The sequence below is a fragment of the Stenotrophomonas sp. HITSZ_GD genome (genome assembly GCF_029543105.1).
Classification (GTDB): Bacteria; Pseudomonadota; Gammaproteobacteria; order Xanthomonadales; family Xanthomonadaceae; genus Stenotrophomonas_A.
In genome coordinates this window covers 137,071-161,183 of record NZ_JARQXB010000003.1, presented here as the reverse complement: position 1 = coordinate 161,183, position 24,113 = coordinate 137,071, and the positions used below count along the sequence as shown (strand labels likewise).

Below are 24,113 nucleotides of genomic sequence, written 5' to 3'. Positions count from 1 at the left end.
GGGTGAGTCATGGGCGGTAGCCTCGATGCGTTGACGGATGCGGAAAAAACGGCTCAGCCACCGCCGTCGCCGGCAATGCGCTGATGTGATCTGGGGTTCCCTACCGGACGGTCTGGTTTCGGCCGTAACGGTTAACAACAGGTTAACACGTTAGTCGGGAAATGTGACGGGCGCGTGACTACGAATCCACCGCGCGCCACGGATGGAAACGCTTGCAACACAAAGACTTGCGCCGAAACAGGCACTTATGTGCGCCCGCAGCATGGCGGGGCTTGCAAGGACACGGTCAGCGCTTCATCACGCCCCGTGTACGGCGGGCATGGGGCGCCGTCAGATGGTGGTCGGCAGCTTGAGGTAGGTGCCGATGCCATCCAGGAACATCTGGACCGAGATCGCCACCAGCAACATGCCCATCAGCCGCTCCAGCGCCGAGAGGGCGCGGTGGCCCAGCAGCTTGTAGAGCAGCGTGGCGGAGAACAGGATCGCCGAGGTCGCGCCCCAGGCGATCAGCAGCGCGAAGCTGAAATCCGGCAGGCGGTGCGGCTCGCCGCTGCCCATCAGCATCACCGCAGCCATGCCGGAGGGACCGGCGACCAGCGGAATGGCCAGCGGCACGATGAAGGGCTCGCCATCCGGGATCTCGCCCATCAGCCCCTCCGGGCGCGGGAAGATCATGCGGATACCGATCAGGAACAGCACGATGCCGCCGGCGATGGATACCGACTCCTGGCGCAGGTGCATCATCTCCAACGCGTACTTGCCGCCCCACAGGAAACCCATCAGCACGACCAGCGCGATCAGAAGCTCGCGGGCGAGCACGATGCGCTGGCGCCGCGCCGGCAGCGGCTTGAGCACGCTGAGGAAGACGGGAATGTTGCCCAGCGGATCGAGGATCAGGAACAGCAGCAGGGCGGCGGACAGGATGGTCATGGGAGAGCCTGGGAAGACGGAAGGCGCCCGCCTTGGCGGCGGTCACGAAAGCGGCGCCGGGCGCGGGCGCCGGACGCGGCCTCGGCAGCAGGGCGCCGGCACGGCGCGTCGGGCGCGTATTGTCCCGTGCCGGATGCGATTCGGCTAGGCCGGCGTGGGCGTGGCCGCCCATACCGTGCCGCGATGCGCGGCGCCGGCAGGCGCGAGCAAGGTCACGCAGGCCGCGGCGTAGCGCGAGGCCTCGACGGCCTCGCGGTCTTCCTGGTGGGTGTAGGCCCGCGCGCGCAACGCGGTTCGCATCGGCCCCGGCTGCAGGGCGCAGACCCGCACCGGGCTGGCGGCAGTTTCGCCATGCAGGCTCGCGAGCAGCCCGCGTTGGCCTTGCTGCGAGACCCCATAGCCTCCCCAGTACGCCTGGCCGACGCGCGCGGGATCATCGACGACGAATACCAACGCGGCGTCCTCGCGCTGGCGCAGCAGCGGCAGGCAGGCCTGCGACAGCCACGCACGCGCGGTGAGGTTGACGTGCAGCACCCGCGCCATCACCGCCGGATCGGCCAGCTCGAACGGCGTCAGGCCGGGAAAGTCGGCGGCGCAATGGAGCACGCCATCGAGGCGGCCCAATTCGTCCTGCACGCGCTGCGCCAGGGTGGCGTAATCGTCCGGCGTGGCACCGGCCAGGTCCAACGGGTAGATCACCGGCTCCGGCCCGACCTGGGCGAGGCGGTCGTACAGGCGTTCCAGCTTCGCCGGCTTGCGGCCGAGCAGGATGACGGTGGCCCCCGCGGCGGCGGCGGCTTGCGCGGCGGCGGCGCCGAGCCCGCCGGCCGCACCGCTGATCAGCACCACGCGGCCTTCGAGCACGCCCGGTGCGCTGGCCGCCTCGCCGGCACTCACGAGGCGTAGGCCTCGGCGACGATGCGCTTGAGTTCGCCGGATTCGAACAGCTCCAGGGTGATGTCGCAGCCGCCGATCAGCTCGCCATGGATGAACAACTGCGGGAACGTCGGCCAGTTGGAATAGCGCGGCAGGTTGGCGCGGATCTCCGGCTCCTCGAGCACGTTGACCGTGTGCAGGCGCTCGGCGCCGGCGGCCAGCAGCGCCTGCACGGCGCGACTGGAAAAACCGCACATGGGGAACTGCGGGGTTCCCTTCATGAACAACACGATCGGATGCCCTTCGACTTCCGCCTGGATGCGCTCCATCACCGGCATGGCGATTCTCCTGTAGCGGCGGCAGTACCGACCTGCGGGTCGGCTAGACTGCTGCCTGGTCCGTCATTGTAAGCACAGGCCGCGACCCACGTGGCCCCTTCCCTCGCCCATGCCCATCGAACTCACGCCCCTGCCCTACGACCGCGCCGCGCTGGCGCCGCACCTGTCGGCCGAAACGCTGGATTACCACCATGGCAAGCACCAGCGCGCCTACGTGGACCGCCTCAACGCGCTGATCGCCGGCACCGAATTCGCCGAACTGGTACTGGAGGACATCGTGCGGCGCGCGCAAGGCCAGCTCTTCAACCAGGCCGCGCAGGTGTGGAACCACGAGTTCTACTGGCAGTGCCTGCGCCCACGCGGCGGCGGCGAGCCGACCGGCAAGCTGGGGGAGAAAATCGTGCAGGCGTTCGGCGACTTCGGCCATTTCCGTGGCGAGTTCGACCGCATGGCGCTAAGCACCTTCGGGTCGGGCTGGACGTGGCTGGTGCAACGCCCGGATGGGCAGCTGGCGGTGGTCAGCACGGCCAATGCGTCCACCCCGCTGACCGGCGACGACACCCCGCTGCTGGCCTGCGACGTGTGGGAGCACGCCTACTACATCGACTACCGCAACGGCCGCGCGCAATACCTGGAAGCGTTCTGGAAGCTGGTGAACTGGGACTTCGTGGCCTCGCGGCTGCGTTGATCGCCGTGGCGCCGCCGCCCGCGCGGAGAATCCGCGGCGGCGGCTTCCATCGCGACCGCGCATTCCGCGCCCGCGCCTGAAGCCATTGCGGCCAGGCGCGCAGCCGATACCGCTCAGCCTTCTTCCAGCCGCGCCACCACCGGCGCGACCTGCGCCACCCGCCCGAGCGCCTGGCCGGCGCGGGAAAGCGCCTGCGCCAGCGCGACCTGGGTATCGGCGCGCAGCGTGGCATGGCCCACCTTGCGACCGGCGCGCGAGGTCTTGCCGTAGTCGTGCCAATGCCCGCCCGGCACCGCCAGGAACGCGGACGCATCGGGCATCTCGCCCAGCCAGTTGAGCATGCAGGCGTGGCCGCGCATCGCGGTATCGCCCAGCGGCAGGCCCAGCACCGCGCGCAGGTGGTTCTCGAACTGCGAGGTCTCTGCGCCTTCGATGGTCCAGTGCCCGGAGTTGTGCACGCGCGGCGCCATTTCGTTGGCCAGCAGTTCGCCATCGCGGCAGAACAGCTCCAGCGCGAACACGCCCACGTAGTCCAGCCGCTCGGCCAGGCGCTGCGCATGGCCGGCCGCGGTGGCCTGCAACGCGGCGTCGGCGCGCGCCGGTGCCAGGCTTGCCGACAGCACGCCGTCGACATGCCAGTTCTCGGTGAGCGGCCACGCGCGGAATTCGCCATCGCGGCCACGCACGGCGACCACGCTGACCTCGCGCTGGAACGGCACGAATGCCTCGACGATCAACCCGACGCTGCCGGCCTGCGCGCCCAGCGCGTCCCACGCCGCGGCGGCGTCGGCCGGCGACTTGATGCGGAACTGCCCCTTGCCGTCGTAGCCGAAGCGGCGCGTCTTGAGGATGCACGGCGTGCCGATGCGCGCCAGCGCCTCGTCCAGCCCCGCGCGATCGGAGACGGCGGCGAAATCCGGCACCGGGATGCCCAACTCGCGGAACAACGTCTTCTCGCTCAGCCGGTCCTGCGCCACGGCCAAGGCCTGCGGGCCGGGGAACACCGGTGCGTGGTCGAGCAGCCACTGCGTGCTGTCGGCCGGCACGTTCTCGAAATCAAAGGTCACCACGTCCACGCCTTCGACGAAGCGGGCGAGCGCGTCGTGGTCGTCGAACGCACCGACCTGCAGCGGTGCGAGCTGACCCGCGCAGGCTTCGGCGGAAGGATCGAGCAACTTGAAGCGCAGGCCGAGCGGCGCACCGGCCAGGATCATCATGCGCGCCAACTGGCCGCCGCCGAGGATGCCAACCGTGGTCATTGGCGCGGGTCGTCGCTGGCCATCACATCGTTGGTCTGGCGCTGGCGGAACGCGTCCAGCGCCTGGCCGATCGCCGGCTGTTGCGGTGCGAGCATCGCCGCGGCGAACAGCGCGGCATTGGCCGCACCGGCGTTGCCGATGGCGAAGGTCGCCACGGGGATGCCCGCGGGCATCTGCACGATCGACAGCAGCGAATCCATGCCGTTGAGCGCCTTGGATTGCACCGGCACGCCGAGCACCGGCACCGCGGTCTTGGCGGCGAGCATGCCCGGCAGGTGCGCAGCGCCGCCGGCGCCCGCGACAATCGCGCGCAGGCCGCGCGCGGCCGCCTGCTCGGCGTACTGGAACAGCACGTCCGGCGTGCGATGCGCCGATACCACCTTCACTTCGTAAGGAACGCCCAGCGCGTCGAGCTTCTGGGCCGCGTGCTGCATGGTGTCCCAGTCCGAGCGCGAGCCCATCACGATGCCGACCAGCGGCGCGGTTTGCTTGGAGGTCATGGCCCTACCCTGCCTTAAAGACGTATTCTAGCCGCCTTCCACGCAAGACGAAGACCCGACCCAGGCCATGGACCGCAAACTGCTCGACCTGCTCTGCTCGCCCCACACCCGCCAGCCGCTCGGGCTGCTGGAATCCGCCGGACTGGATGCATTGAACCGCGCCATCGCCGCTGGCAACGTGCGCAAGGCCGATGGCGAGGCGCTGGCGCAGCCACTGCGCGAGGCGCTGGTGAGCCGCGACCGCAAGCAGATCTTCCGCGTCGAGGATGGCATCCCGGTGCTGCTGGCCGAAGAAGCCATCGACACCAGCCAGGTCGCCGACTTCCCCGCGCGCTGAACCGTGTCCTTCGCCGCCCCCGTGCTGCCGGCCTGGCTGCCGCAGGCGCAGATCGACGCCGACGTGGCCCGCGCCCTGGCCGAGGACATCGGCAGCGGCGACGTGACCGCCGCCTTGTTGCCCGACACCGACGACATCGCCTACCTGCTGTGCAAGCAGGATGCGGTGATTGCCGGCCGCCCCTGGTTCGACGCCTGCCACCGCGCACTCGACCCGCAGGTGCGGATCGACTGGCGCGTGTCCGAAGGCGAGCGCGTGGCGGCGGGCAGCGTGCTGGCCACGCTCGCCGGGCGCAGCCGCAGCCTGGTCAGCGCCGAGCGCACCTCGCTGAATTTCCTGCAGACCCTGAGCGGCACCGCCACCACCACCGCGCGCTACGTGGCGGCCGTCGCCGGCACCGGCACGCGCATCCTGGACACGCGCAAGACCCTGCCCGGCCTGCGGCTGGCGCAGAAGTACGCGGTGCGCTGCGGCGGCGGCGAGAACCATCGCATCGGCCTGTTCGATACGGTGATGCTCAAGGAGAACCACGTCCGCGCCGCCGGCTCGATCACCGCGGCGGTCGCCGCGGCGCGCCGGCAGCAGCCCACGTTGCCGCTGGTGGTGGAGGTTGAGGACCTGGACCAGTTGCGCGAAGCGATCGCCGCGGGCTGCGAGCGCATCCTCATCGACGACTTCGAGCCCGCACTGCGCCGCGAGGCGGTGCGCATCGCGCGCAGCGTGCCGCAGGCACAGCGCATTCCGCTGGAAGTTTCCGGCAGCGTCGGCCTGGAAGGCTTGCGCGCGATCGCCGAGGACGGCGTGGATTGCATCTCCATCGGCGGGCTGACCAAGCACGTGCACGCGGTGGATCTTTCGCTCAAGCTCGGCCCGCCCCCTCATCACACCGCCTGAACGGCGCTCTGGCAGTGTTCGGTTGTCCCGACCGCTCACTCGCCGATGAAATACCGCGCCCTGTTCCGCTGTGCTCTTGCGCTGTTGCTGGTGGCCTGCGGCCACGCGGCGGCGGCCGAGATCTGCGACCTGCCGCCACGTTACGGATTGAGCCCCGCGGCCATGGCGATCGTGCGCACAGCCTGCAACGAGCATCGCGCCTGGAACCAGCCTTTCATCGATACGCAGGGCCGTGTCGCCAGCCTCAGCCTTACCGAAGCCGAGCGTGGCGAGCTGTCCTATGTCGGCATGCCCGCCTGGATGCGGGTCGCGGCGTACTGGCGTGACACCGGGCTGCTGGCCTCGGTAGGCGACCGCCCGGGCGCGCGTAGCTGCATGGCGCCGGACGGCTCGCGTTGGAGCGAGGTGGATTGCCGTGCGTTCCTGATCGACACGCCGTGGTCGGCGGCGTTCGTCTCCTGGGTAATGGCGCGCGCCGGCGTGGCCGGTTTCCACGCTTCGGCGCGGCACCTGGACTACATCCGCGCGGCCTACCGTGCGCAAGACGGCGATGCCTACACCTTCACCGACCCGGAGAACTCCAAGCCCGAGCCCGGCGACCTGTTGTGCCTGCTGCGCGGGCGCGACGACGTGGTGGGCTTCGCCGGCCTGAGCGCGGCGCTGTCACGCACGGGCGCCGTGGGCTGGCCCTCGCATTGCGACATCGTGATCGCGGCGAACGTGGGCGGCGACCGCACGCTGTACCTGATCGGCGGCAACGTGTTCAACACGGTGATGATGCGCAAGCTGCCGCTGGACCGCACCGGCCGCCTGGTGCTGCCCAAGCCGTTGGCGACGGGCGATGGCAGCGAGGACGGCGTGGGTGTCGCGCTGGATTGCTCCCCGGCGCGCGAGGCCCAGTGCGACCTCAACCGCCGCGATTGGGCGGCGCTGCTGAAACTGCGGCCCACGGCGCTGCTGATCGCGCCCCCGCCCCAGGCGCTGCCGACGGTGACGCCGGCCACCCCGACACAGACACCGATGCCGCCGGGCTTCCCGCGCGTGGTGCCACCGCGTCCGGTGCCGCAGCAGACCCCGGCCACGCCCGCAGAACCGAACACTCCCATCAAACCGCGGTAGCGCGCGCTCCGGCGATAGGCCCCAGTCCTCGCAACCGCTAGTTGCCGGGGCAGGCGCTCAGGCGGGCGGCGCCCATGCCATGGCGGGGGCGTAGGGCGACATGGATGTCGCCCTACGAGCCCCGCATGGATGCGGTTTTTGGCGTCCCCCGGCATGGCATGGGCGCCGCCCGCCTGAGCGCCTGCCCCGGCAACGGGCCGAAGCCGAGGACGCCCCTACACAAGCAGCGCCCTGCAAAAGAAGCACCCACAAAAAAAGCGGGCCGAAGCCCGCTTTTCTCGCAAGTCAGGGGAAGCCAGCGATTACTCGCCCGCGCCCTCTTCCTCGACGGCCTTGATCGACAGGCGGATACGGCCCTGCTTGTCGACTTCCAGCACCTTGACCTTCACCAGATCGCCTTCCTTCAGCTTGTCGCTGACCTTCTCCACGCGCTCGCTGGAGATCTGCGAGACGTGCACCAGGCCGTCCTTGCCCGGCAGGATGGTCACGAACGCACCGAAGTCCATGATCTTGGCGACCTTGCCTTCGTAGATGCGGCCCGGCTCCACGTCCGAGGTGATCTGCTCGATGCGCGCCTTGGCGGCCTGCGCGGCGATCGCGTTGACCGAGGCGATGACGATGGTGCCGTCGTCCTGGATGTCGATCTGCGTGCCGGTTTCCTTGGTGATGGCCTGGATGGTCGAGCCACCCTTGCCGATCACTTCGCGGATCTTGTCCGGGTGGATCTTGATGGTCAGCAGGCGAGGCGCGTAGTCCGACAGCTCCGAACGCGGCGCGGTCAGGCCATGGGCCATCTCGCCGAGGATGTGCAGACGGCCGGCCTTCGCCTGCTCCAGCGCCTGCTTCATGATCTCCTCGGTGATGCCTTCGATCTTGATGTCCATCTGCAGGGCGGAGATGCCCTCGGCGGTACCGGCCACCTTGAAGTCCATGTCGCCCAGGTGGTCTTCGTCACCCAGGATGTCGGACAGGACGACGAAGCGGTCGCCTTCCTTCACCAGGCCCATGGCGATGCCCGCCACCGGCGACTTCACCGGCACGCCGGCATCCATCAGCGCCAGCGACGAACCACACACCGACGCCATCGAGGAGGAGCCGTTGGATTCGGTGATCTCCGAGACCACGCGGATGGTGTACGGGAAGGCTTCGATGGTCGGCATCACGGCCAGCACGCCGCGCTTGGCCAGGCGGCCGTGGCCGATCTCGCGGCGCTTCGGCGCGCCGAAACGGCCGCACTCACCCACCGAGTAGGGCGGGAAGTTGTAATGGAACAGGAAGTTTTCCTTGTACTCGCCCGACACCGCATCGATCACCTGGCCATCGCGGGCGGTGCCCAGCGTGATGGTCACGATCGCCTGCGTTTCGCCGCGGGTGAACAGCGCCGAGCCGTGGGTACGCGGCAGCACGCCGGTCTTCACGGCGATCGGGCGCACGGTGTCCAGGGCGCGGCCGTCGATGCGGACCTTGGTGTCGAGCACCGAGTCGCGCATGGTGCGGTATTCCAGCTCGCCGAATTCCTTCGACAGCTCGGCCGGGTTCCAGCCTTCGGCGGCCACGCGGCCGGCCAGCGACTCGACCACGTCCTTCTTGATCGCCGAGATGGCATCGCGGCGCTGCAGCTTGTCGCGCACCTGGAAGGCCTCGCCCAGGCGCGGGCCGATGGCTTCCTTCAGCGCGGAGATCAGCGCGGTGTTCTTGGCCGGGGCCACCCACTCGCTCGGCTTGGTGCCGGCTTCGACGGTCAGCTCGTTGATCGCGTTGATGACCTTCTGCAGCTCGCGGTGGCCGAAGGTGACCGCGCCCAGCATCACTTCTTCCGACAGCAGCTCGGCTTCGGACTCGACCATCAGCACCGCGTTGGAGGTACCGGCGACGACCAGCTCCAGCTGCGATTCCTTCAGCTCGGTGGCGGTCGGGTTGAGGATGTACTCACCGTTCTTGTAGCCGACCTTGGCCGCGCCGATCGGGCCCATGAACGGGGTGCCGGCCAGCGCCAGCGCCGCCGAGGCACCGATCATCGCCGGGATATCGCCGTCCACTTCGGGATTGAGCGACATCAGGGTGGCGATGATCTGGACTTCGTTCTTGTAGTCCTCCGGGAACAGCGGGCGGATCGGACGGTCGATCAGGCGGGAGATCAGCGTCTCCTTCTCGGTCGCACGGCCTTCGCGCTTGAAGAAGCCACCCGGGATACGGCCGCCGGCGTAGAACTTCTCCTGGTAGTCGACCGTGAGCGGGAAGAAGTCCTGGCCTTCGCGCGCGCTCTTGGCGGCGACGGCGGTGACCAGCAGTACGGTGTCGTCCATCTTGACGATGACGGCGCCACCGGCCTGGCGGGCGATCTCGCCCGTTTCAAGCGTGACGGTGTGCTTGCCGTACTGGAAGGTTTTGGTGATTTTTGCCACGGGGGTTTCCTTGGGAATGTAGCTTTCTTCGGATGGACCACCCTCGGCCCTTGCCAAGGATGGGTGGCCGGCGGTCCGGCCCGGAATGCGGGGGGTCACACAAAACGAAACCGCGGCGCATCACTGCGCCGCGGTGGGGGATCGATCAGCGGCGCAGGCCAAGCTTCTCGATCAGGGACTTGTAACGCTCGCCGTCCTTCTTCTTCAGGTAGTCGAGCAGGCTGCGGCGGCGGTTGACCATCTGCAGCAGGCCGCGGCGGCTGTGGTGATCCTTCTTGTGGGTCTTAAAGTGGCCGGTCAGCTGCTCGATGCGGGCGGTCAGCAGGGCGACCTGGACTTCCGGCGAACCGGTGTCGGCGGCGCTGCGCTTGTTGTCTTCAATGACCTTCTGGGTGTCGATCGACATGATGTTTTCTCTGGTAGATGCGGGGTCGGCAGGAACGCGCAGGGGGCGCACCGCCTGACTCGCCGATTGCGGGTGATTGCGCGTGAAGCGCGAGGTGCCTGAAAAGGCCGCGAAATTGTACCGGCCATGACCGCCGCGGACAAGGTCGCCCCGGCGCGCCCGGATTCAGGCGTTGAACAGGCGCTGCGGCGCCAGCAGGCCGTCGGCGTCCACCCGGCCCAGGCCGGAGGGCTGGCCGTCGGGCCCGAAGACGACCACCTCGCCGGCCGGGAACGCCGCGTCGCGCAGGCGCTGGCCCATGCGGAAGCGGCGGGCCGGCGCTTCGGCCAGGTCGATGCGGGGATAATCGGCCAGCCCGGCCGCCAGCGGCAGCAGCAGCGCCTCGGCCGGCTCGCCGGCCGCCAGCCGGGCCTCCAGGGCCTCCAGCGTGAACATCGCCGGTGCCCGGAACGGTTCCACCCACAGGCGGCGAAGGCCGGCGATATGCGCGCCGCAGCCCAGGGACTCGCCCAGATCGCGGGCCAAGCTGCGGATATAGGTGCCCGACCCGCAGGTCACCCGCAAGCGCAAGCGCGGGCCGTCCAGGCCGAGAATCTCGGCGGCGTGGACCTCCACCTCGCGCTCCGGCGCCTCGATCGCCTCGCCGCGGCGGGCCTTGGCGTACAGCGGCTCGCCGCCTTGCTTGAGCGCCGAATAGATCGGCGCCCGCTGGCGGATGCGGCCGGTCAGCGGGACCAGGGCCGTGGCGATGGCGGCCTCGTCAAGCACGGGAACGGGGCGCTCGCGCAGCGGCACGCCATCGGCATCGTCTGTGTCGGTCGTGACGCCCAGCACGATCTCGGCGTCGTAAGCCTTGGCCGAGCCGAGCAGCAGGCCGGCGATCTTAGTGGCCTCGCCGAAGCACAGCGGCAACAGGCCGGTGGCCAGCGGGTCCAGCGCGCCGGTATGGCCGCCCTTTTCCGCGCGCAGCAACCGGCGCGCCGCCTGCAGCGCCTGGTTGGAACTCAGGCCGGCCGGCTTGTCGAGCAGCAGGATGCCGTCGAGGCGACGGAAGGGGATCTTCGACATGGAATGCTCATGGGTGCCGGAAGCGCGCCGAACCCGCTGATTGTAGGCGCGGCTTCAGCCGCGACCCCGGGAATCCGACAGGCCGTGCAGTCGCGGCTGAAGCCGCTGCTGCGGGGATCGCGCCGTCAGGACTCGTCGTCGGCCGGCGCCGTCGGCAGGTCGCGCAGCAGGTTGTCGATGCGCTCGCCGCGGTCGACCGAATCGTCGTAATGGAAGTGCAGCTCCGGCACATGCCGCAGCTTCATCGCACGCGCCAGCTGCATGCGCAGCTCGCGCGCCAGTTCCTTGAGCCCCTTCATCGCCTCGGCCGAACGCTCCGGCTGCAGCGCGGTGACGAACACCTTGGCATGCGCGAGGTCGCGGGTGACCTCCACGTCGGAAACGCTCACCGACGGCAGCCCGTGCTCGCGCACGGCGACATGCACCAGGGTGCCGAGCTCGCGGCGGAGCTGGGCGGAAACGCGATCGGTGCGATGGAAGGACTTGGTCGGCACGTGCTTGGGATTCTTCTTCTATTGCGGGGGAACGGCGGATACGGGGAACCGGGGCCCGCGGTGGCAGGCCCCGGAACAGGTCTTACAGGGTGCGCGGCACTTCGATGCGCTCGAAGCACTCGATCTGGTCGCCCACCTTGACGTCGTTGTAGGCCTTCACGCCGATACCGCATTCGGTACCGTTGCGAACTTCCTCGACGTTCTCCTTGAAGCGGCGCAGCGATTCCAGTTCGCCCTCGAACACCACCACGCTGTCGCGCAGCACACGGATCGGCTTGGAGCGCTTGACCACGCCCTCGACCACCATGCAGCCGGCCACGGCGCCGAACTTGGAGCTGCGGAACACGTCGCGGACTTCGGCGATACCGATGATCTCCTCGCGAATCTCCACGCCCAGCAGACCCGAGGCGACCTGCTTCACCTGGTCGATCACGTCATAGATGATCGAGAAGTAGCGCAGGTCCACGCCGTTGGCTTCGATGATCTTGCGCGCCGAGGCGTCGGCACGCACGTTGAAGCCGATGACCGTGGCCTTCGAGGCGACCGCCGAGTTGGCGTCCGACTCGGTGATGCCGCCCACGCCGGAGTGGATCACGTTGATGCGGATGTCGTCGTTGGACAACGCCACCAGCGCCTGCTTCAGCGCCTCGACCGAGCCCTGCACGTCGGCCTTGATCACCAGGTTCAGCACCTGCTGGCCTTCGCCCTTGCCCATCTGGGCCAGGATGTCTTCCATGCGGTTGCCCGCCGAAGCGACCAGGCGCGTCTCGCGGCGCTTGGCTTCGCGCTGCTGCGCGACGTCCTTGGCCAGGCGCTCGTCCTCGACCACGACGAAGTCGTCGCCGGCATCCGGCACGCCCGACAGGCCGAGCACCTGCACCGGGATCGACGGGCCGGCCGAATCCGGCTGCTTGCCGGTTTCGTCGAACAGCGCACGCACGCGGCCGTACTGGATACCGCACACCAGGTAATCGCCCTTCTTCAGCTGGCCCTGCTGGACCAGCACGGTGGCGACCGGGCCACGGCCCTTGTCCAACGAGGACTCGATGACCGTACCGCTGGCGCGGCCTTCCGGCACTGCCTTGAGCTCGAGCACTTCGGCCTGCAGCGAGATGGCGTCCAGCAGCGTGTCGATGCCCATGCCCGTCTTGGCCGAGACCTCGACGAACTGGGTGTCGCCACCGAACTCTTCGGCCACCACGTCCTCGCTCAGCAGCTCGTTCTTCACGCGCAGCGGATCGGCGTCGGACTTGTCCATCTTGTTGACCGCCACGATCAGCGGCACGCCGGCCGCCTTGGCGTGCTGCACGGCTTCCTTGGTCTGCGGCATGACGCCGTCGTCGGCAGCCACGACCAGCACCACGATGTCGGTCAGCTTGGCGCCGCGCGCACGCATCGAGGTGAAGGCGGCGTGGCCCGGGGTGTCGAGGAAGCTGATGACGCCCTTCGGGGTTTCGACGTGGTACGCACCGATGTGCTGGGTGATGCCGCCGGCTTCGCCCGAGGCGATCTTGGTGCGGCGGATGTAATCCAGCAGCGAGGTCTTGCCGTGGTCGACGTGGCCCATGATGGTGACCACCGGCGGACGCGGACGCGCCTCGCCCTGCACTTCCTCCGAGTGCGCCAGGAGAGCGTCCTCGAAGTCGTTGCTGTCGGCGCGCACGGCCTTGTGGCCGAGCTCTTCGGTGATCAGCACCGCGGTGTCGTGGTCGATGCTCTGGGTGATGGTGGCCATCACGCCCATCTTGAACAGCGCCTTCACCACGTCGCCGCCCTTGAGCGCGAGCTTCTGCGCCAGGTCGGCCACGGTGATGGTCTCGCCGATGGCGATCTCGCGCACGACCGGGGCGGTCGGGCGTTCGAAGCCATGCGCACCGCCGCTGCTGCTACCGCCACGCGGGCTGTCGAAGCCGCGGCGCCCGCCGGTCGGCTTGGGCTTGCCGCGCACGTTGGAACGGCGCGCGCGGTCGGCGGCCGACAGGTGCAGCTGGCCGGCGAAGCGCTTGGTCGCGTCGTCGTCTTCCACGCCCGCCACCATGGCGTGCGAGCCACGGGTCTTGTGGCGCGCGGCGTTGTTGTTGCGATCGTCCGCACGCGGCGCGGGCGCGCGCGGCGGCAGCGGCGCACGCGGCGCCGAAGACGGCGCCGGGCGGGCGGCGCGGGCGGGCGCGGCAGCGGTGCCGGCGGAAGCCGCGTCCGCGCTGTCGGCACGGGCGGCGGCCTCGGCGGCCTTGCGCTCGGCTTCCACGCGGTCGCGCTCGGCCTGTTCTTCCTTGCGCTTGCGGTCCAGTTCCTCGGCCCGCTTGCGGTCGACCTCGGCCAGCGCCTGCTGCTCGGCCAGGTTGCGCGCGCGCGACTCCTCCAGCTTGCGCAGGATTTCGGCACGCTCAGGATCGATCGGGCCGGACGGCGCGGCGGGACGCGGGGGCGCGGCCACCGGTGCGGCAGCGGCGACGGGCGCGGCCACCGGCGCCGCCGGCGCCTCGGCATCGGCCGCCTTCACGTAGGTGCGCTTCTGGCGGACTTCGACGTTGACCGTGGTCTTGCTGCGGCCCGCGCTGACCGTCACTTCCTCGACCTTGCGCCGGTTCAGGGTGATCTTCTTCGGCGCTTCGCCCACCGATTCGGCCGACGCCTCGGACTTGCCGTGGGTGCGACGCAGGAAGCCGAGCAGCTTCATCTTCTCGGTGCTGGTCACGACCTGGTCGGGACCGCTGAACTTCATACCGGCCGTGGCCAGCTGTTCCAGCAGTTTCTCGACCGGCGTATTGACCAGTTCGGCAAGCTTGCGGATGGTGGTTTGCTGCGACATTCGGATCCTATGATCTGGTTGGCGCCCCCTCGCCCAGAGCAAGGGAAGCGCAGATTCTAAGCCCTGAGCGGCTCAGGGCGGGTTTCATCGCCGGCTCATTCGCCGCGCTCCAAGCGGGCGATCTCCTCGGCGCGGGCCGCCAGGATCAGCGCGGCGGCGCGCTCGGCGGTCAGCCCTTCGATGCCGAAATCGACCACCTCGTCGGCGGCCAGGTCGGACAGGTCCTCGCTGGTGCGCACGCCGTGGGCGGCCAGGGCGTAGGCGGTAGCCTCGTCCATGCCCTTGAGCGCCAGCAGGTCCTCGGCCGGCTGGTGCTCGTCCAGGCCCTCTTCCTCGGCCAGGGCGGCGTTGAGCAGGGCGTCGCGGGCGCGGGCGCGCAGTTCCTCGACGATGTCCTCGTCGAAGCCCTCCACCGCCAGCAGCTCGCCCACCGGCACGTAGGCGATTTCCTCGACCGTGCTGAAGCCCTCGGCGACCAGGATGCCGGCGATTTCCTCGTCCACTTCCAGCTTGTCCATGAACAGCTGGCGGGCGGTGGCCTGCTCGGCCTCGCTCTTGGCCTGCACCTGGTCGGCGGTCATCACGTTGAGCTGCCAGCCGGTCAGGCGGCTGGCCAGGCGCACATTCTGGCCACCCTTGCCGATCGCCTGGGCCAGGCGGTCCTCGGCCACGGCCAGGTCCATCGAGTGCTTCTCTTCGTCGACGATGATCGACTGCACCTCGGCCGGCGCCATCGCGTTGATGACGAAGTTGGCCGGGTTCTCGTTCCACAGCACGATGTCCACGCGCTCACCGTTGAGCTCGTTGGACACGGCCTGCACGCGCGAACCGCGCATGCCGATGCACGCGCCGATCGGATCGGTGCGCGCGTCGTGGGCGATGACGGCGATCTTGGCGCGGTCGCCCGGGTCACGGGCGCAGCCCTTGATTTCCACCAGGCCCTGGCCGACTTCCGGCACCTCGAGCTTGAACAGCTCGATCATGAATTCCGGCGCGGCGCGGCTGATGAACAGCTGCGGGCCGCGGGGCTCCGAACGCACCTCGGCCAGGTAGCCGCGCACGCGGTCGCCGGCGCGCAGCACGTCGCGCGGGATGCCCTTGTCCTTGGGGATGAAGCCTTCGGCGTTGCCGCCGAGGTCGACGTAGATGTTGCCGCGCTCGGCACGCTTGACCACGCCGGTGATCAGCTCGCCCACGCGATCCTTCCACGCGTCCACCACCTGCTGGCGCTCGGCTTCGCGCACGCGCTGCACGATCACCTGCTTGGCGGCCTGGGCGGCGATACGGCCGAAATCCGGGTTCTCGATCTGCTCTTCGATGAAGTCGCCGATCTCCACGCCGTCGGCTTCGTCCACCGCATCCATCATGCGGATCTGCCGGTCCGGCGAATCCATCACGACGTCGTCGGCGACGACTTCCCAGCGGCGGTAGGTCTCGTAGCTGCCGTCCTTGTGGTCGATCGACACGCGGGTCAGCACGTCCTGGTCGGGGTAGCGCTTCTTCGCCGCCGAGGCCAGCGCGGCCTCGATCGCGTCGAAGATCACTTCACGCGGCACGCCTTTTTCATTGGCCACCGCGTCCACTACCAGCAAAAGTTCCTTGCTCATTTGGTCACTCCGCGCGCGGCTTCTTTGCCGCCGACTCGTTGGATGGTTTCTTGGTGCCCTGGCCCGCCTTCTTCGGGCCCGGCTTGTTGGGTTTCTGCGGGGCCAGCCCCAGGGCGACCCAGTCCGGCACGATGCGTGCCTTGTCGATGTTGTCGAAGGTCACCACGACCTGCGCGCCTTCGACGTCGAATTCCACCTGCCCGGCGTCCGCATCGACCCGCACGATCTCGCCCTGCAGGCGGCGGCGGTTGTTCTGCGGCAGCTTCAGGCCCACCTTGGCCGACTCGCCCACGTGGCGGGCGAACTGGGCCAGGGTGAACAGCGGGCGGTCCACGCCCGGCGAGGACACTTCCAGCGTGTAGTTGCCGCTGATCGGGTCCTCCACGTCGAGCTGCGCGGACACCTCGCGGCTCACGCGCTCGCAATCGTCGATGTTGACCACGCGCTCGGGCTGCTCGTCCAGCGGCACGTCGATGTACAGGCGCAATGTCGCGCTTCCGGGCGCCGGCAGATACTCGGCGCCCAGAAGTTCCAGCCCCAGCGCCTGGACGGTGGGTGCCAGCAGTTCGGCGATTTCAGTAGCCTTGTCGCTCACAGCTGCCCTCGGTAATGGGTACGGGCCAGGTCAAAATCCAGCCCCGGGAAACAGCAAGGGGCCCCATGGGCCCCTTGCGAGTGTGCCCGGCCTCGGGGGCCGGCGCGGCAGCGGGAACATGGCTGCCACGACTTCGGATCCAGTGCGCCTGCCCTGCCGGGCCGGGTGGGGTCCGCCAACGGAAGCCGGGTCCCGGTCGGAGGCCCATGGCGCCGACCCTGAAACGCTTTCCGCAAGAGCCCGGTATGTTACGGGCTACCCCCTGCGGTGGCAACCCTGCGCCGGGCCGGCACCGTGCAAGGCGCCAGCCGGCGTTCAACGCGTAGTGCGCCCCTGCCAGGCAGGCGCGGCTCAGTGCGGCGTCGCCACGCCCTGCGCCATCACCGCACCGGCCGACGGTTCGGAATGCACCATGTTGGCCAGCGACACGATCCCCACCAGCCGCTTGTCGCCATCCAGCACCGGCAGGCGGCGCACTTCCAGGCTGGCCATGTTGCGCGCGATGTCCTGCACGTCGTCGCTGGCATAGCAGTACTTCACCGCCGGGGACATCACGTCGCGCACGGTGCGGGTGTCGATATCGCCTTCGGCGACCGCGCGCACCACGATGTCGCGGTCGGTCAGCATGCCGACCAGGCGGTCGTTGTCGCGCACCGGCAAGCTGCCGATGTTGAGCGTGCGCATCGCCTCGGCGGCTTCGCGCAGGGTCTGGTCGGGGCGCACGGTATGCACGTCCCGGCTCATGATGCTTTCGATGATCATCGTCGATATCTCCTCTGGCGGAATGTGAATCGGCGATAGCGTGCGATGACCCAGGTGTGCGCGCGATGAGCCCGGCGTGAGCGGGATTTTCACCCGCTGGGCCACCGCGGACGATGCGGCAAACGAAAACGGCGGATCCGTTTCCGGATCCGCCGCTTCGTTTTTTCTACTGCGACCCCGTCGCGAACGCCGGGATGCTGATGTGGTAGCGGGGGCAGGATTTGAACCTGCGACCTTCGGGTTATGAGCCCGACGAGCTGCCAGACTGCTCCACCCCGCAGCAGAGAAAGAGATTATGACGATACAGGCGAACTATTGCAACCCCCCTGTAGCGTTTTTTGCGTAAATCAGGCCAGGTGCTCGAACGCGCGCTGGCACCACACCATGATCGGATTCCACGCCACGCCCAGCGCCAGCAGTGCCAGCGCGTTCACGCCGAGCACCACGCCCAGCACGCGGTCGTGGTTCGCCGGCAGCGGTTCGCCGACCGGTTCGTCGAAGTACATCACCTTGATGACGCGCAGGTAGTAGTACGCACCGATCACCGCGCAGATCACGCCGAGGATCGCCAGCCACAGCATGTGGCCCTGCACCGCCGCGCCCAGCACGGCCAGCTTGGTCCAGAAGCCCAGGAACGGCGGAATGCCGGCGAGCGAGGCCATGATGCACAGCACCAGGCCGGCCATCCACGGGTTGCGCGCGTTCAGGCCCTTGAAGTCGTCGATGTTCTCGGCTTCGAAGCCGCTGCGCGAGAGCGCGATGATCGCGCCGAACGAGGCGGTGGACATGATCGCGTAGCTCACCGCGTAGAACATCGCGGCCGAATACCCGCGCTCGTCGCCGCCGGCCACGCCCATCAGCAGGAAGCCGATGTGCGAGACGGTCGAATAAGCCAGCATGCGCTTGAGGTTGCTTTGCGCGATCGCCATCAGGTTGCCGATCACCAGCGACAGCGCCGACAGCGCGCCGATCAGCAAACTCCACTGCGGCGAGAGCGGGCCCATGCCCGTCTCCAGCAGGCGGTAGGCCATGCCGAAAGCGGCGAGCTTCGGCGCCGAGCTGATGAACAGCGCGATCGGCGCCGGCGCACCCTGGTACACGTCGGGCAGCCACATGTGGAACGGCGCCGCGCCCAGCTTGAAGGCCACGCCGGCGATCATGAAGACCGTGCCGGTGAGCAGCAGCAGCCGCTCGGGCGAGCCATCGATGGCGTCGTGGATGCCGGCCAGGCTCAGCGTGCCGGTGGCGCCGTAGATCAGCGACATGCCGTACAGCAGCAGGCCCGAGGCCAGCGAGCCGAGCACGATGTACTTCATCGCCGCCTCGGTGGCCAGGCCGTTGTCGCGGTTGGAGGCCACCAGCGCGTAGGAGCACAGCGCCAGCAGTTCCAGCCCCAGGTAGACCATCAGCAGACTGCCGGCCGAAACCAGGATCATCATGCCGGCGGTGGCGAACAGCACCAGCACGGGGATCTCGCCCTGGAACAGGTTGCGCTCGCGCAGGTAGCTCCAGCCGTAGACCAGGGTCAGGCCACTGACCAGCACGATCACGGTCTTCATCACGTCCGCGGCGGTGTCGCGCACGAACATGCCGTTGAAGATCTCGCCCTGCCCGCCCACGCCGGTGGCCAGCATCGCCAGCACGATGGCGAGGATCGCGACCGAGATCAGGTGGGTCCAGACCTTGTGCCGCTGGCTGACGAACAGGTCGATCATCAGCAGGGCGAAGGCGCCGCCGATCAGCACCAGCTCGGGGGCGAGCGGCGCCAGGTCGGCAGTGGTCAACGACAGGGGCGTTGGCGTGGTCATCATCATTCCTGGTTCAATTTCTTGCGGCGGCCCATCAGAGCTTGCTGACGGCGATCTGGGTCGCCAGCTTCGCGATCGACGGTTCCATCAGGTCGGTCAGCGGCTTGGGATAGATACCCAGGGCCAGCACGCCGGCGGCGAACACGCCCAGCACGAACGCCTCGCGGCCATTGATGTCCTTCAGCTCGGCGACGTGGGCATTGGCGACCTCGCCGAAGAACACGCGCTTGTACAGCCACAGCGTATAGGCGGCGGTGATCACCAGCGTGGTGGCCGCGCCGAAGGCGATGAACGGATGCTTCTGGAAGCTGGCCATGATCACCATGAACTCGCCCACGAAGCCGCTGGTACCCGGCAGGCCGGCGTTGGCCATGTAGAACAGCATGGCGAAGGTGGCGAACCACGGCATCACGTTGACCACGCCGCCGTAGTCGGCGATGCGGCGGGTATGCATGCGGTCGTACAGCACGCCGATGCAGGTGAACATCGCGCCGGAGACGAAACCGTGCGAGATCATCTGCACCATCGCGCCCTGCAGGCCCAGGCGGGCGGCGTCGATGCTGCCGTAGTCACGCACCAGGGTGAAGGCGATGAAGGTACCCAGGGTGACGAAACCCATGTGGGCGATGGACGAATAGGCCACCAGTTTCTTCATGTCGTCCTGCACCAGGGCGACCAGGCCGACGTAGATCACCGCGATCAGCGACAGCGCGATGACCACCCAGGCGAAGTGGTTGCTGGCGTCCGGCACGATCGGCAGGTTGAAACGCAGGAAGCCGTAGCCGCCGATCTTCAGCGCGATCGCCGCCAGGATCACCGAACCGGCGGTCGGCGCTTCCACGTGCGCGTCCGGCAGCCAGGTGTGCACCGGGAACATCGGCACCTTGACCGCGAAGGCGATCAGGAAGGCGAAGAAGATCCAGGTCTGCTCCTTGGCGGTGAGCTGCATCGCGTAGAGGTCGGCGAGCTGGAAGCTGCCGCCCTTCAGGTACAGGTAGATCAGCGCCACCAGCATCAGCACCGAGCCGAGGAAGGTGTACAGGAAGAACTTGATCGCGGCGTAGATGCGGCGCGGACCGCCCCACACGCCGATGATCAGGAACATCGGGATCAGCATCGCCTCGAAGAACACGTAGAACAGCATCGCGTCGGTCGCCGCGAAGATGCCCACGGTCACGCCTTCCAGGATCAGGAAGGCCGCCACGTACTGGTTGACGCGCTTCTCGATCACGCCCCAGGCGCCGACCAGGGCCAGCACCGTGACCAGCGTGGTCAGCACGATCAGCGCGATGGCAATGCCGTCCACGCCCAGGTTGTAGCCGATGTTGTAGGCGGGGATCCACGCATGCAGCTCGACGAACTGCAGCGCGTCGCTGCTGCGGTCATAGCCGGTGAGCAGCGGCAGGCTGACCAGCAGGGTCACCACCGCGACCAGCAGCGATGCCCAGCGGGCGGCCTGTGCGTTGCGCAGGGCAAGGATCAGGGCGCCGCCAAGGATCGGCAGCCAGATCAGGACACTCAGTAGGGGCCAGTTCGACACGTCTTCTTATCCGTACAGGTCAACGCCAGACAAACATCACGACCATCAGCAGGGCGATCAGCCCGATGATCATCGCGAAGGCGTAGTGGTAGAGGAAACCGGACTGCGTGCGACGCAGCAGGTGGGCGGCCAGGTCGACCACGCGGGCCGATCCGTTGACCACCGCGCCGTCGACCACATAGGTGTCGATCGCGCGGGACACCTTGCCCAGGCGGACACCGCCGCCGGCGAAGCCGTTGATCCAGAGCTTGTCGAAACCGTACTTCTCTTCGAGGATGCGTACCGGCAGCCGCAGGGCGTGGCGCAGCTTGCCCGGCAGGTCGGTCTTCCACAGGTACAGCACCGCGGCCAGCAGGAAGCCCAGCACGGTGAGCACGAACGGCCAGGCGGTGATGCCGTGCAGCGCGAAGGCCACCGGGCCATGCCAGCCCTCCTCGCCCACCAGCGCCACGGTATCGCGGGCCGGGACGTAGAAATCGATGATGCCGCTGAAGAAGGTCAACAGCTGGCCGGGAACACCGCCCTCGGCGTGGTGGCCCAGCCAGTCGGTGCCGAACAGCATTGGGCCGGCGGTGAAGAAGCCGATCGCGATGGACGGGATCGCCAGCAGGATCAGCGGCAGGGTCACCACCCACGGCGACTCGTGCGGCTCGTGCGCGCCGTGGCCGTGGCCGTGGTCGTCGTGCGCGTGCTGCTGCGCTTCGGCGTCGGCGTGGTCGGCATCGCCATGCGCGTGGTCGTCGTGCGCGTGGTCATGCGCATGGGCGTCGCGGAAGCGTTCCTTGCCGTGGAAGGTCAGGAACAGCAGGCGGAAGCTGTAGAAGCTGGTGACCAGCACGCCGCCGAGCACCGCCCAGTAGCCGTAGGTCGCCACCCAGTTGTTGGCGTGGTGCGCGTGCAGCTCGGCCGCCTCGATGATGGTGTCCTTCGAGTAGAAGCCGGAGAAGAACGGCGTGCCCACCAGCGCCAGGGTGCCGATGACGCTGGTCCAGTAGGTGATCGGCATGTACTTGCGCAGGCCGCCCATCTTGCGCATGTCCTGCTCGTGGTGCATGCCGATGATGACCGAGCCGGCCGCCAGGAACAGCAGCGCCTTGAAGAAGGCGTGCGTCATCAGGTGGAACACGGCCGCCGAGTAGGCCGACACGCCGAGCGCGACGGTCATGTAGCCCAGCTGAGAGAGCGTCGAGTAGGCGACCACGCGCTTGATGTCGTTCTGCACGATGCCGATCAGGCCGGTGAAGAACGCGGTGGTGGCACCGACGAACAGCACGAAGTTCAGCGCGGTCTGCGACAGCTCGAACAGCGGCGACATGCGCGCCACCATGAAGATGCCGGCGGTGACCATCGTGGCGGCGTGGATCAGCGCCGAGATCGGGGTCGGGCCTTCCATCGAGTCCGGCAGCCAGACGTGCAGCGGCACCTGTGCCGACTTGCCCATCGCGCCGATGAACAGGCAGATGCAGATCAGCGTGGCGACCGACCACACCACCGGCTGGCTGAGCAGCGCGAAGTGCTGGCCGAACAGGTCGATGGAGCCATCCCACAGCTGCACGGCCGCACGCGGGTCGGCAAGCAGGCCGGCGTTGGCGAACACGGTGGCGTAATCGAGCGTATTGAACACCCACAGCACCGCGGCGATGCCGAGGATGAAGCCGAAGTCGCCGACGCGGTTGACCAGGAACGCCTTCATGTTGGCGAACACGGCGGTCGGGCGCTTGAACCAGAAGCCGATCAGCAGGTACGACACCAGGCCCACCGCTTCCCAGCCGAAGAACAGCTGCAGGAAGTTGTTGCTCATCACCAGGGTGAGCATCGAGAAGGTGAACAGCGAGATGTAGCTGAAGAAGCGCTGGTAGCCCGGATCATCGGCCATGTAGCCGATGGTGTAGATGTGGACCAGCAGCGAGACGAAGGTCACCACGACCATCATCATCGCGGTCAGCTTGTCGATCATGAAACCGACGTGCGCGCTGTACTGGCCCACTTCGAAGAAGGTGTACAGGTTCTGGTTGAACGGGGCGGCGCCCTGCCCCACCAACTGGTAAAGCACGAAGCACGACAGCGCGCAGCTGATGGCCACGCCGAGGATGGTGGCGAACTGGGCGCCCTTTCGTCCGACCTGCCGGCCGAACAGGCCGGCGATGATGCTGCCCACCAGCGGTGCGAGCACCACGGTGATGAGCAGGCCCTTGGAGAGTGTGATTTCCATCTTCGGGTCAGCCCTTCAGCGAATCGACTTCGGCCACATTGATCGTGCGGCGGGTGCGGAACAGGGTCACCAGGATGGCCAGGCCGATGGCGGCTTCGGCGGCGGCGACGGTCAGGATGAAGAACACGAACAGCTGCCCCGCCGTGTCGCCGAGATGGCGCGAGAAGGCGATGAAGTTGATGTTCACCGAGAGCAGCAGCAGCTCGATGCACATCAGCAGCACGATGACGTTCTTTCGGTTGAGGAAGATGCCGGCGAGGCTGATGCAGAACAGCACCGCGCCCAGGCCCAGCAGGTGGCCAAGGGTGATCACGAATTTGCCTCCTGGGTGTTGCCGGCATCGCCCGGCGCCGGGGCGGCCGGCTTCACGGCGGCCATCTTGACCATGCGCAGGCGGTCACGCGACTTGACGCGGGTCTGCGCCGAGGGGTCCTGGGTCTTGACGCCGGTGCGCTTGCGCAGGGTGAGCATCACCGCGGCGATCACCGCCACGGTCAGGATGACGGCGGCGAACTCGAACGGCAGCAGGAACTCGGTGAACAGGCTGCGCGCCAGCCAGGTCAGGTTGGAGGTGTCGGCGGCCAGCGCGGCGGCGTTGTCGGCCGGCAGCGCGGCGGCGGTGCGCGACTTCACTCCCACCAGCGCGAACATCTGCACCAGCATCACCACCGCGAAGAGGATGCCGACCGGCAGGTACCTCACCCAGCCCTCGCGCAAGCGGCTGGTGTCGATGTCCAGCATCATCACCACGAACAGGAACAGCACCATCACCGCACCGACGTAGACCAGCACCAGGGTGACACCGAGGAACTCGGCGCCCACCAGCACCCACACGCAGGCGATGGAGAAGAACGTCAGGATCAGGCACAGCACCGCGTAGACGGGGTTGCGCACGCTGATCACCGAGGCGGCCGAGACCACCGCGATCGCCGAGAAGGCCCAGAAGAGAATATTGACCCAGTCCATCATGACCTCAGCGGAAGGCGGCGTCGGCGGCGCGGCGCTCGGCGATCTCGGATTCGAGACGGTCGCCGATCGCCAGCAGCTGCGGCTTGGTGACGATGTTTTCGCCACGGTTCTCGAAGTGGTACTCGAGGATGTGGGTTTCCACGATCGAGTCGACCGGGCAGCTCTCTTCGCAGAAGCCGCAGAAGATGCACTTGAACAGGTCGATGTCGTAGCGCGTGGTGCGGCGGGTGCCGTCCTCGCGCTTGGCCGAGTCGATGGTGATGGCCAGCGCCGGGCACACCGCCTCGCACAGCTTGCAGGCGATGCAGCGCTCTTCCCCGTTCGGGTAGCGGCGCAGCGCGTGCAGGCCGCGGAAACGCGGCGACTGCGGGAACTTCTCCATCGGGTAGATGACGGTGTACTTCGGCTTGAAGGTGTACTTCAGCGTCAGCCACAGGCCGCTGAGCAGCTCGAGGAGCAGCAGGCTCTTGAAGTAATGGGTGATCTTGTTCATC

General features: G+C 68.1%; 23 protein-coding genes and 1 tRNA gene. 4 read left to right on the top strand and 20 right to left on the bottom strand.

Features of this window, described 5'->3' with window-relative positions; all coding sequences use genetic code 11:
• Positions 1 to 330: 330 nt before the first annotated feature.
• The 3 genes from P6166_RS04185 to grxD form a co-directional block, all read right to left on the bottom strand.
• The gene (locus P6166_RS04185) at positions 331 to 930 is read right to left on the bottom strand and encodes a YhgN family NAAT transporter (RefSeq protein WP_277763269.1); all 600 of its coding nucleotides are present in this window, start codon (positions 928 to 930) and stop codon (positions 331 to 333) included.
• A 144-nt stretch (positions 931 to 1,074) separates the two neighbouring features.
• Positions 1,075 to 1,827, bottom strand: a complete 753-nt coding sequence (locus tag P6166_RS04180) for an SDR family NAD(P)-dependent oxidoreductase (protein WP_277763268.1) — start codon at positions 1,825 to 1,827, stop codon at positions 1,075 to 1,077.
• Positions 1,824 to 2,144, bottom strand: coding sequence for a Grx4 family monothiol glutaredoxin (gene grxD, locus P6166_RS04175; protein WP_130319187.1), 321 nt, complete (start codon positions 2,142 to 2,144; stop codon positions 1,824 to 1,826). The genes P6166_RS04180 and grxD overlap by 4 nt, the downstream gene beginning before the upstream one ends.
• Before the next feature lie 109 nt (positions 2,145 to 2,253).
• Between grxD and P6166_RS04170 the strand changes: the two genes are divergently transcribed.
• Positions 2,254 to 2,832, top strand: a complete 579-nt coding sequence (locus P6166_RS04170; RefSeq protein WP_277763267.1) for a Fe-Mn family superoxide dismutase — start codon at positions 2,254 to 2,256, stop codon at positions 2,830 to 2,832.
• Positions 2,833 to 2,945: 113 nt separating this feature from the next.
• Here the strand turns inward: P6166_RS04170 and P6166_RS04165 are convergent, their stop codons facing one another.
• A complete protein-coding gene (locus P6166_RS04165) occupies positions 2,946 to 4,091 on the bottom strand; it encodes a 5-(carboxyamino)imidazole ribonucleotide synthase (protein WP_277763266.1) in 1,146 nt (381 codons plus the stop codon).
• Positions 4,088 to 4,591, bottom strand: a complete 504-nt coding sequence (purE, locus tag P6166_RS04160) for a 5-(carboxyamino)imidazole ribonucleotide mutase (protein WP_277763265.1) — start codon at positions 4,589 to 4,591, stop codon at positions 4,088 to 4,090. Before purE ends, P6166_RS04165 begins: the two co-directional genes overlap by 4 nt.
• Positions 4,592 to 4,658: 67 nt before the next feature.
• On the opposite strand from purE, the gene P6166_RS04155 reads away from it, so the two are divergent.
• Genes P6166_RS04155 through P6166_RS04145 form a run of 3 tightly spaced genes read left to right on the top strand, consistent with a single transcriptional unit; the run spans position 4,659 to position 6,941 of the window.
• Positions 4,659 to 4,928, top strand: coding sequence for a Trm112 family protein (locus P6166_RS04155; RefSeq protein WP_277763264.1), 270 nt, complete (start codon positions 4,659 to 4,661; stop codon positions 4,926 to 4,928).
• Between the two features lie 3 nt (positions 4,929 to 4,931).
• Positions 4,932 to 5,822 (top strand): carboxylating nicotinate-nucleotide diphosphorylase, encoded by an 891-nt coding sequence (nadC, locus tag P6166_RS04150; protein WP_277763263.1) that lies wholly within the window; start codon positions 4,932 to 4,934, stop codon positions 5,820 to 5,822.
• A gap of 45 nt (positions 5,823 to 5,867) precedes the next feature.
• Complete coding sequence (locus tag P6166_RS04145; protein ID WP_277763262.1) at positions 5,868 to 6,941, top strand: DUF2272 domain-containing protein; 1,074 nt, start codon at positions 5,868 to 5,870, stop codon at positions 6,939 to 6,941.
• A 302-nt stretch (positions 6,942 to 7,243) separates the two neighbouring features.
• Here the strand turns inward: P6166_RS04145 and pnp are convergent, their stop codons facing one another.
• From pnp to nuoI, 15 genes are all read right to left on the bottom strand, one after another.
• On the bottom strand, positions 7,244 to 9,346 hold the full coding sequence (pnp, locus tag P6166_RS04140; protein ID WP_277763261.1) for a polyribonucleotide nucleotidyltransferase: 2,103 nt from the start codon (positions 9,344 to 9,346) through the stop codon (positions 7,244 to 7,246).
• Between the two features lie 145 nt (positions 9,347 to 9,491).
• A complete protein-coding gene (gene rpsO, locus P6166_RS04135) occupies positions 9,492 to 9,752 on the bottom strand; it encodes a 30S ribosomal protein S15 (protein ID WP_057646089.1) in 261 nt (86 codons plus the stop codon).
• Positions 9,753 to 9,917: 165 nt separating this feature from the next.
• Positions 9,918 to 10,820 (bottom strand): tRNA pseudouridine(55) synthase TruB, encoded by a 903-nt coding sequence (gene truB / locus P6166_RS04130; protein WP_277763260.1) that lies wholly within the window; start codon positions 10,818 to 10,820, stop codon positions 9,918 to 9,920.
• A 125-nt stretch (positions 10,821 to 10,945) separates the two neighbouring features.
• Positions 10,946 to 11,314, bottom strand: a complete 369-nt coding sequence (gene rbfA, locus P6166_RS04125) for a 30S ribosome-binding factor RbfA (RefSeq protein WP_277763259.1) — start codon at positions 11,312 to 11,314, stop codon at positions 10,946 to 10,948.
• A gap of 82 nt (positions 11,315 to 11,396) precedes the next feature.
• On the bottom strand, positions 11,397 to 14,126 hold the full coding sequence (infB, locus tag P6166_RS04120; RefSeq protein ID WP_277763258.1) for a translation initiation factor IF-2: 2,730 nt from the start codon (positions 14,124 to 14,126) through the stop codon (positions 11,397 to 11,399).
• 95 nt (positions 14,127 to 14,221) lie between these two features.
• Complete coding sequence (gene nusA, locus P6166_RS04115) at positions 14,222 to 15,733, bottom strand: transcription termination factor NusA (RefSeq protein WP_277763257.1); 1,512 nt, start codon at positions 15,731 to 15,733, stop codon at positions 14,222 to 14,224.
• Between the two features lie 4 nt (positions 15,734 to 15,737).
• Positions 15,738 to 16,328 carry a ribosome maturation factor RimP gene (gene rimP, locus P6166_RS04110; protein ID WP_277763256.1) on the bottom strand — a complete coding sequence of 197 codons (591 nt, stop codon included), beginning with the start codon at positions 16,326 to 16,328 and terminating at the stop codon, positions 15,738 to 15,740.
• Positions 16,329 to 16,679: 351 nt separating this feature from the next.
• A complete protein-coding gene (locus P6166_RS04105) occupies positions 16,680 to 17,090 on the bottom strand; it encodes a CBS domain-containing protein (protein WP_277763255.1) in 411 nt (136 codons plus the stop codon).
• 203 nt (positions 17,091 to 17,293) lie between these two features.
• Positions 17,294 to 17,370, bottom strand: a tRNA-Met gene (locus P6166_RS04100).
• Positions 17,371 to 17,437: 67 nt separating this feature from the next.
• Positions 17,438 to 18,898, bottom strand: a complete 1,461-nt coding sequence (nuoN, locus tag P6166_RS04095; RefSeq protein ID WP_277763254.1) for an NADH-quinone oxidoreductase subunit NuoN — start codon at positions 18,896 to 18,898, stop codon at positions 17,438 to 17,440.
• 34 nt (positions 18,899 to 18,932) lie between these two features.
• Positions 18,933 to 20,438: an NADH-quinone oxidoreductase subunit M gene (locus P6166_RS04090; RefSeq protein WP_277763253.1), complete on the bottom strand. Its 1,506-nt coding sequence runs from the start codon at positions 20,436 to 20,438 to the stop codon at positions 18,933 to 18,935.
• A 19-nt stretch (positions 20,439 to 20,457) separates the two neighbouring features.
• On the bottom strand, positions 20,458 to 22,650 hold the full coding sequence (gene nuoL, locus P6166_RS04085; protein WP_277763252.1) for an NADH-quinone oxidoreductase subunit L: 2,193 nt from the start codon (positions 22,648 to 22,650) through the stop codon (positions 20,458 to 20,460).
• A 7-nt stretch (positions 22,651 to 22,657) separates the two neighbouring features.
• Positions 22,658 to 22,963 (bottom strand): NADH-quinone oxidoreductase subunit NuoK, encoded by a 306-nt coding sequence (gene nuoK / locus P6166_RS04080; protein WP_057646098.1) that lies wholly within the window; start codon positions 22,961 to 22,963, stop codon positions 22,658 to 22,660.
• Positions 22,960 to 23,619: an NADH-quinone oxidoreductase subunit J gene (locus P6166_RS04075; protein ID WP_277763251.1), complete on the bottom strand. Its 660-nt coding sequence runs from the start codon at positions 23,617 to 23,619 to the stop codon at positions 22,960 to 22,962. The genes nuoK and P6166_RS04075 overlap by 4 nt, the downstream gene beginning before the upstream one ends.
• 4 nt (positions 23,620 to 23,623) lie before the next feature.
• On the bottom strand, positions 23,624 to 24,112 hold the full coding sequence (gene nuoI / locus P6166_RS04070) for an NADH-quinone oxidoreductase subunit NuoI (RefSeq protein WP_057646100.1): 489 nt from the start codon (positions 24,110 to 24,112) through the stop codon (positions 23,624 to 23,626).
• Position 24,113: the final 1 nt, after the last annotated feature.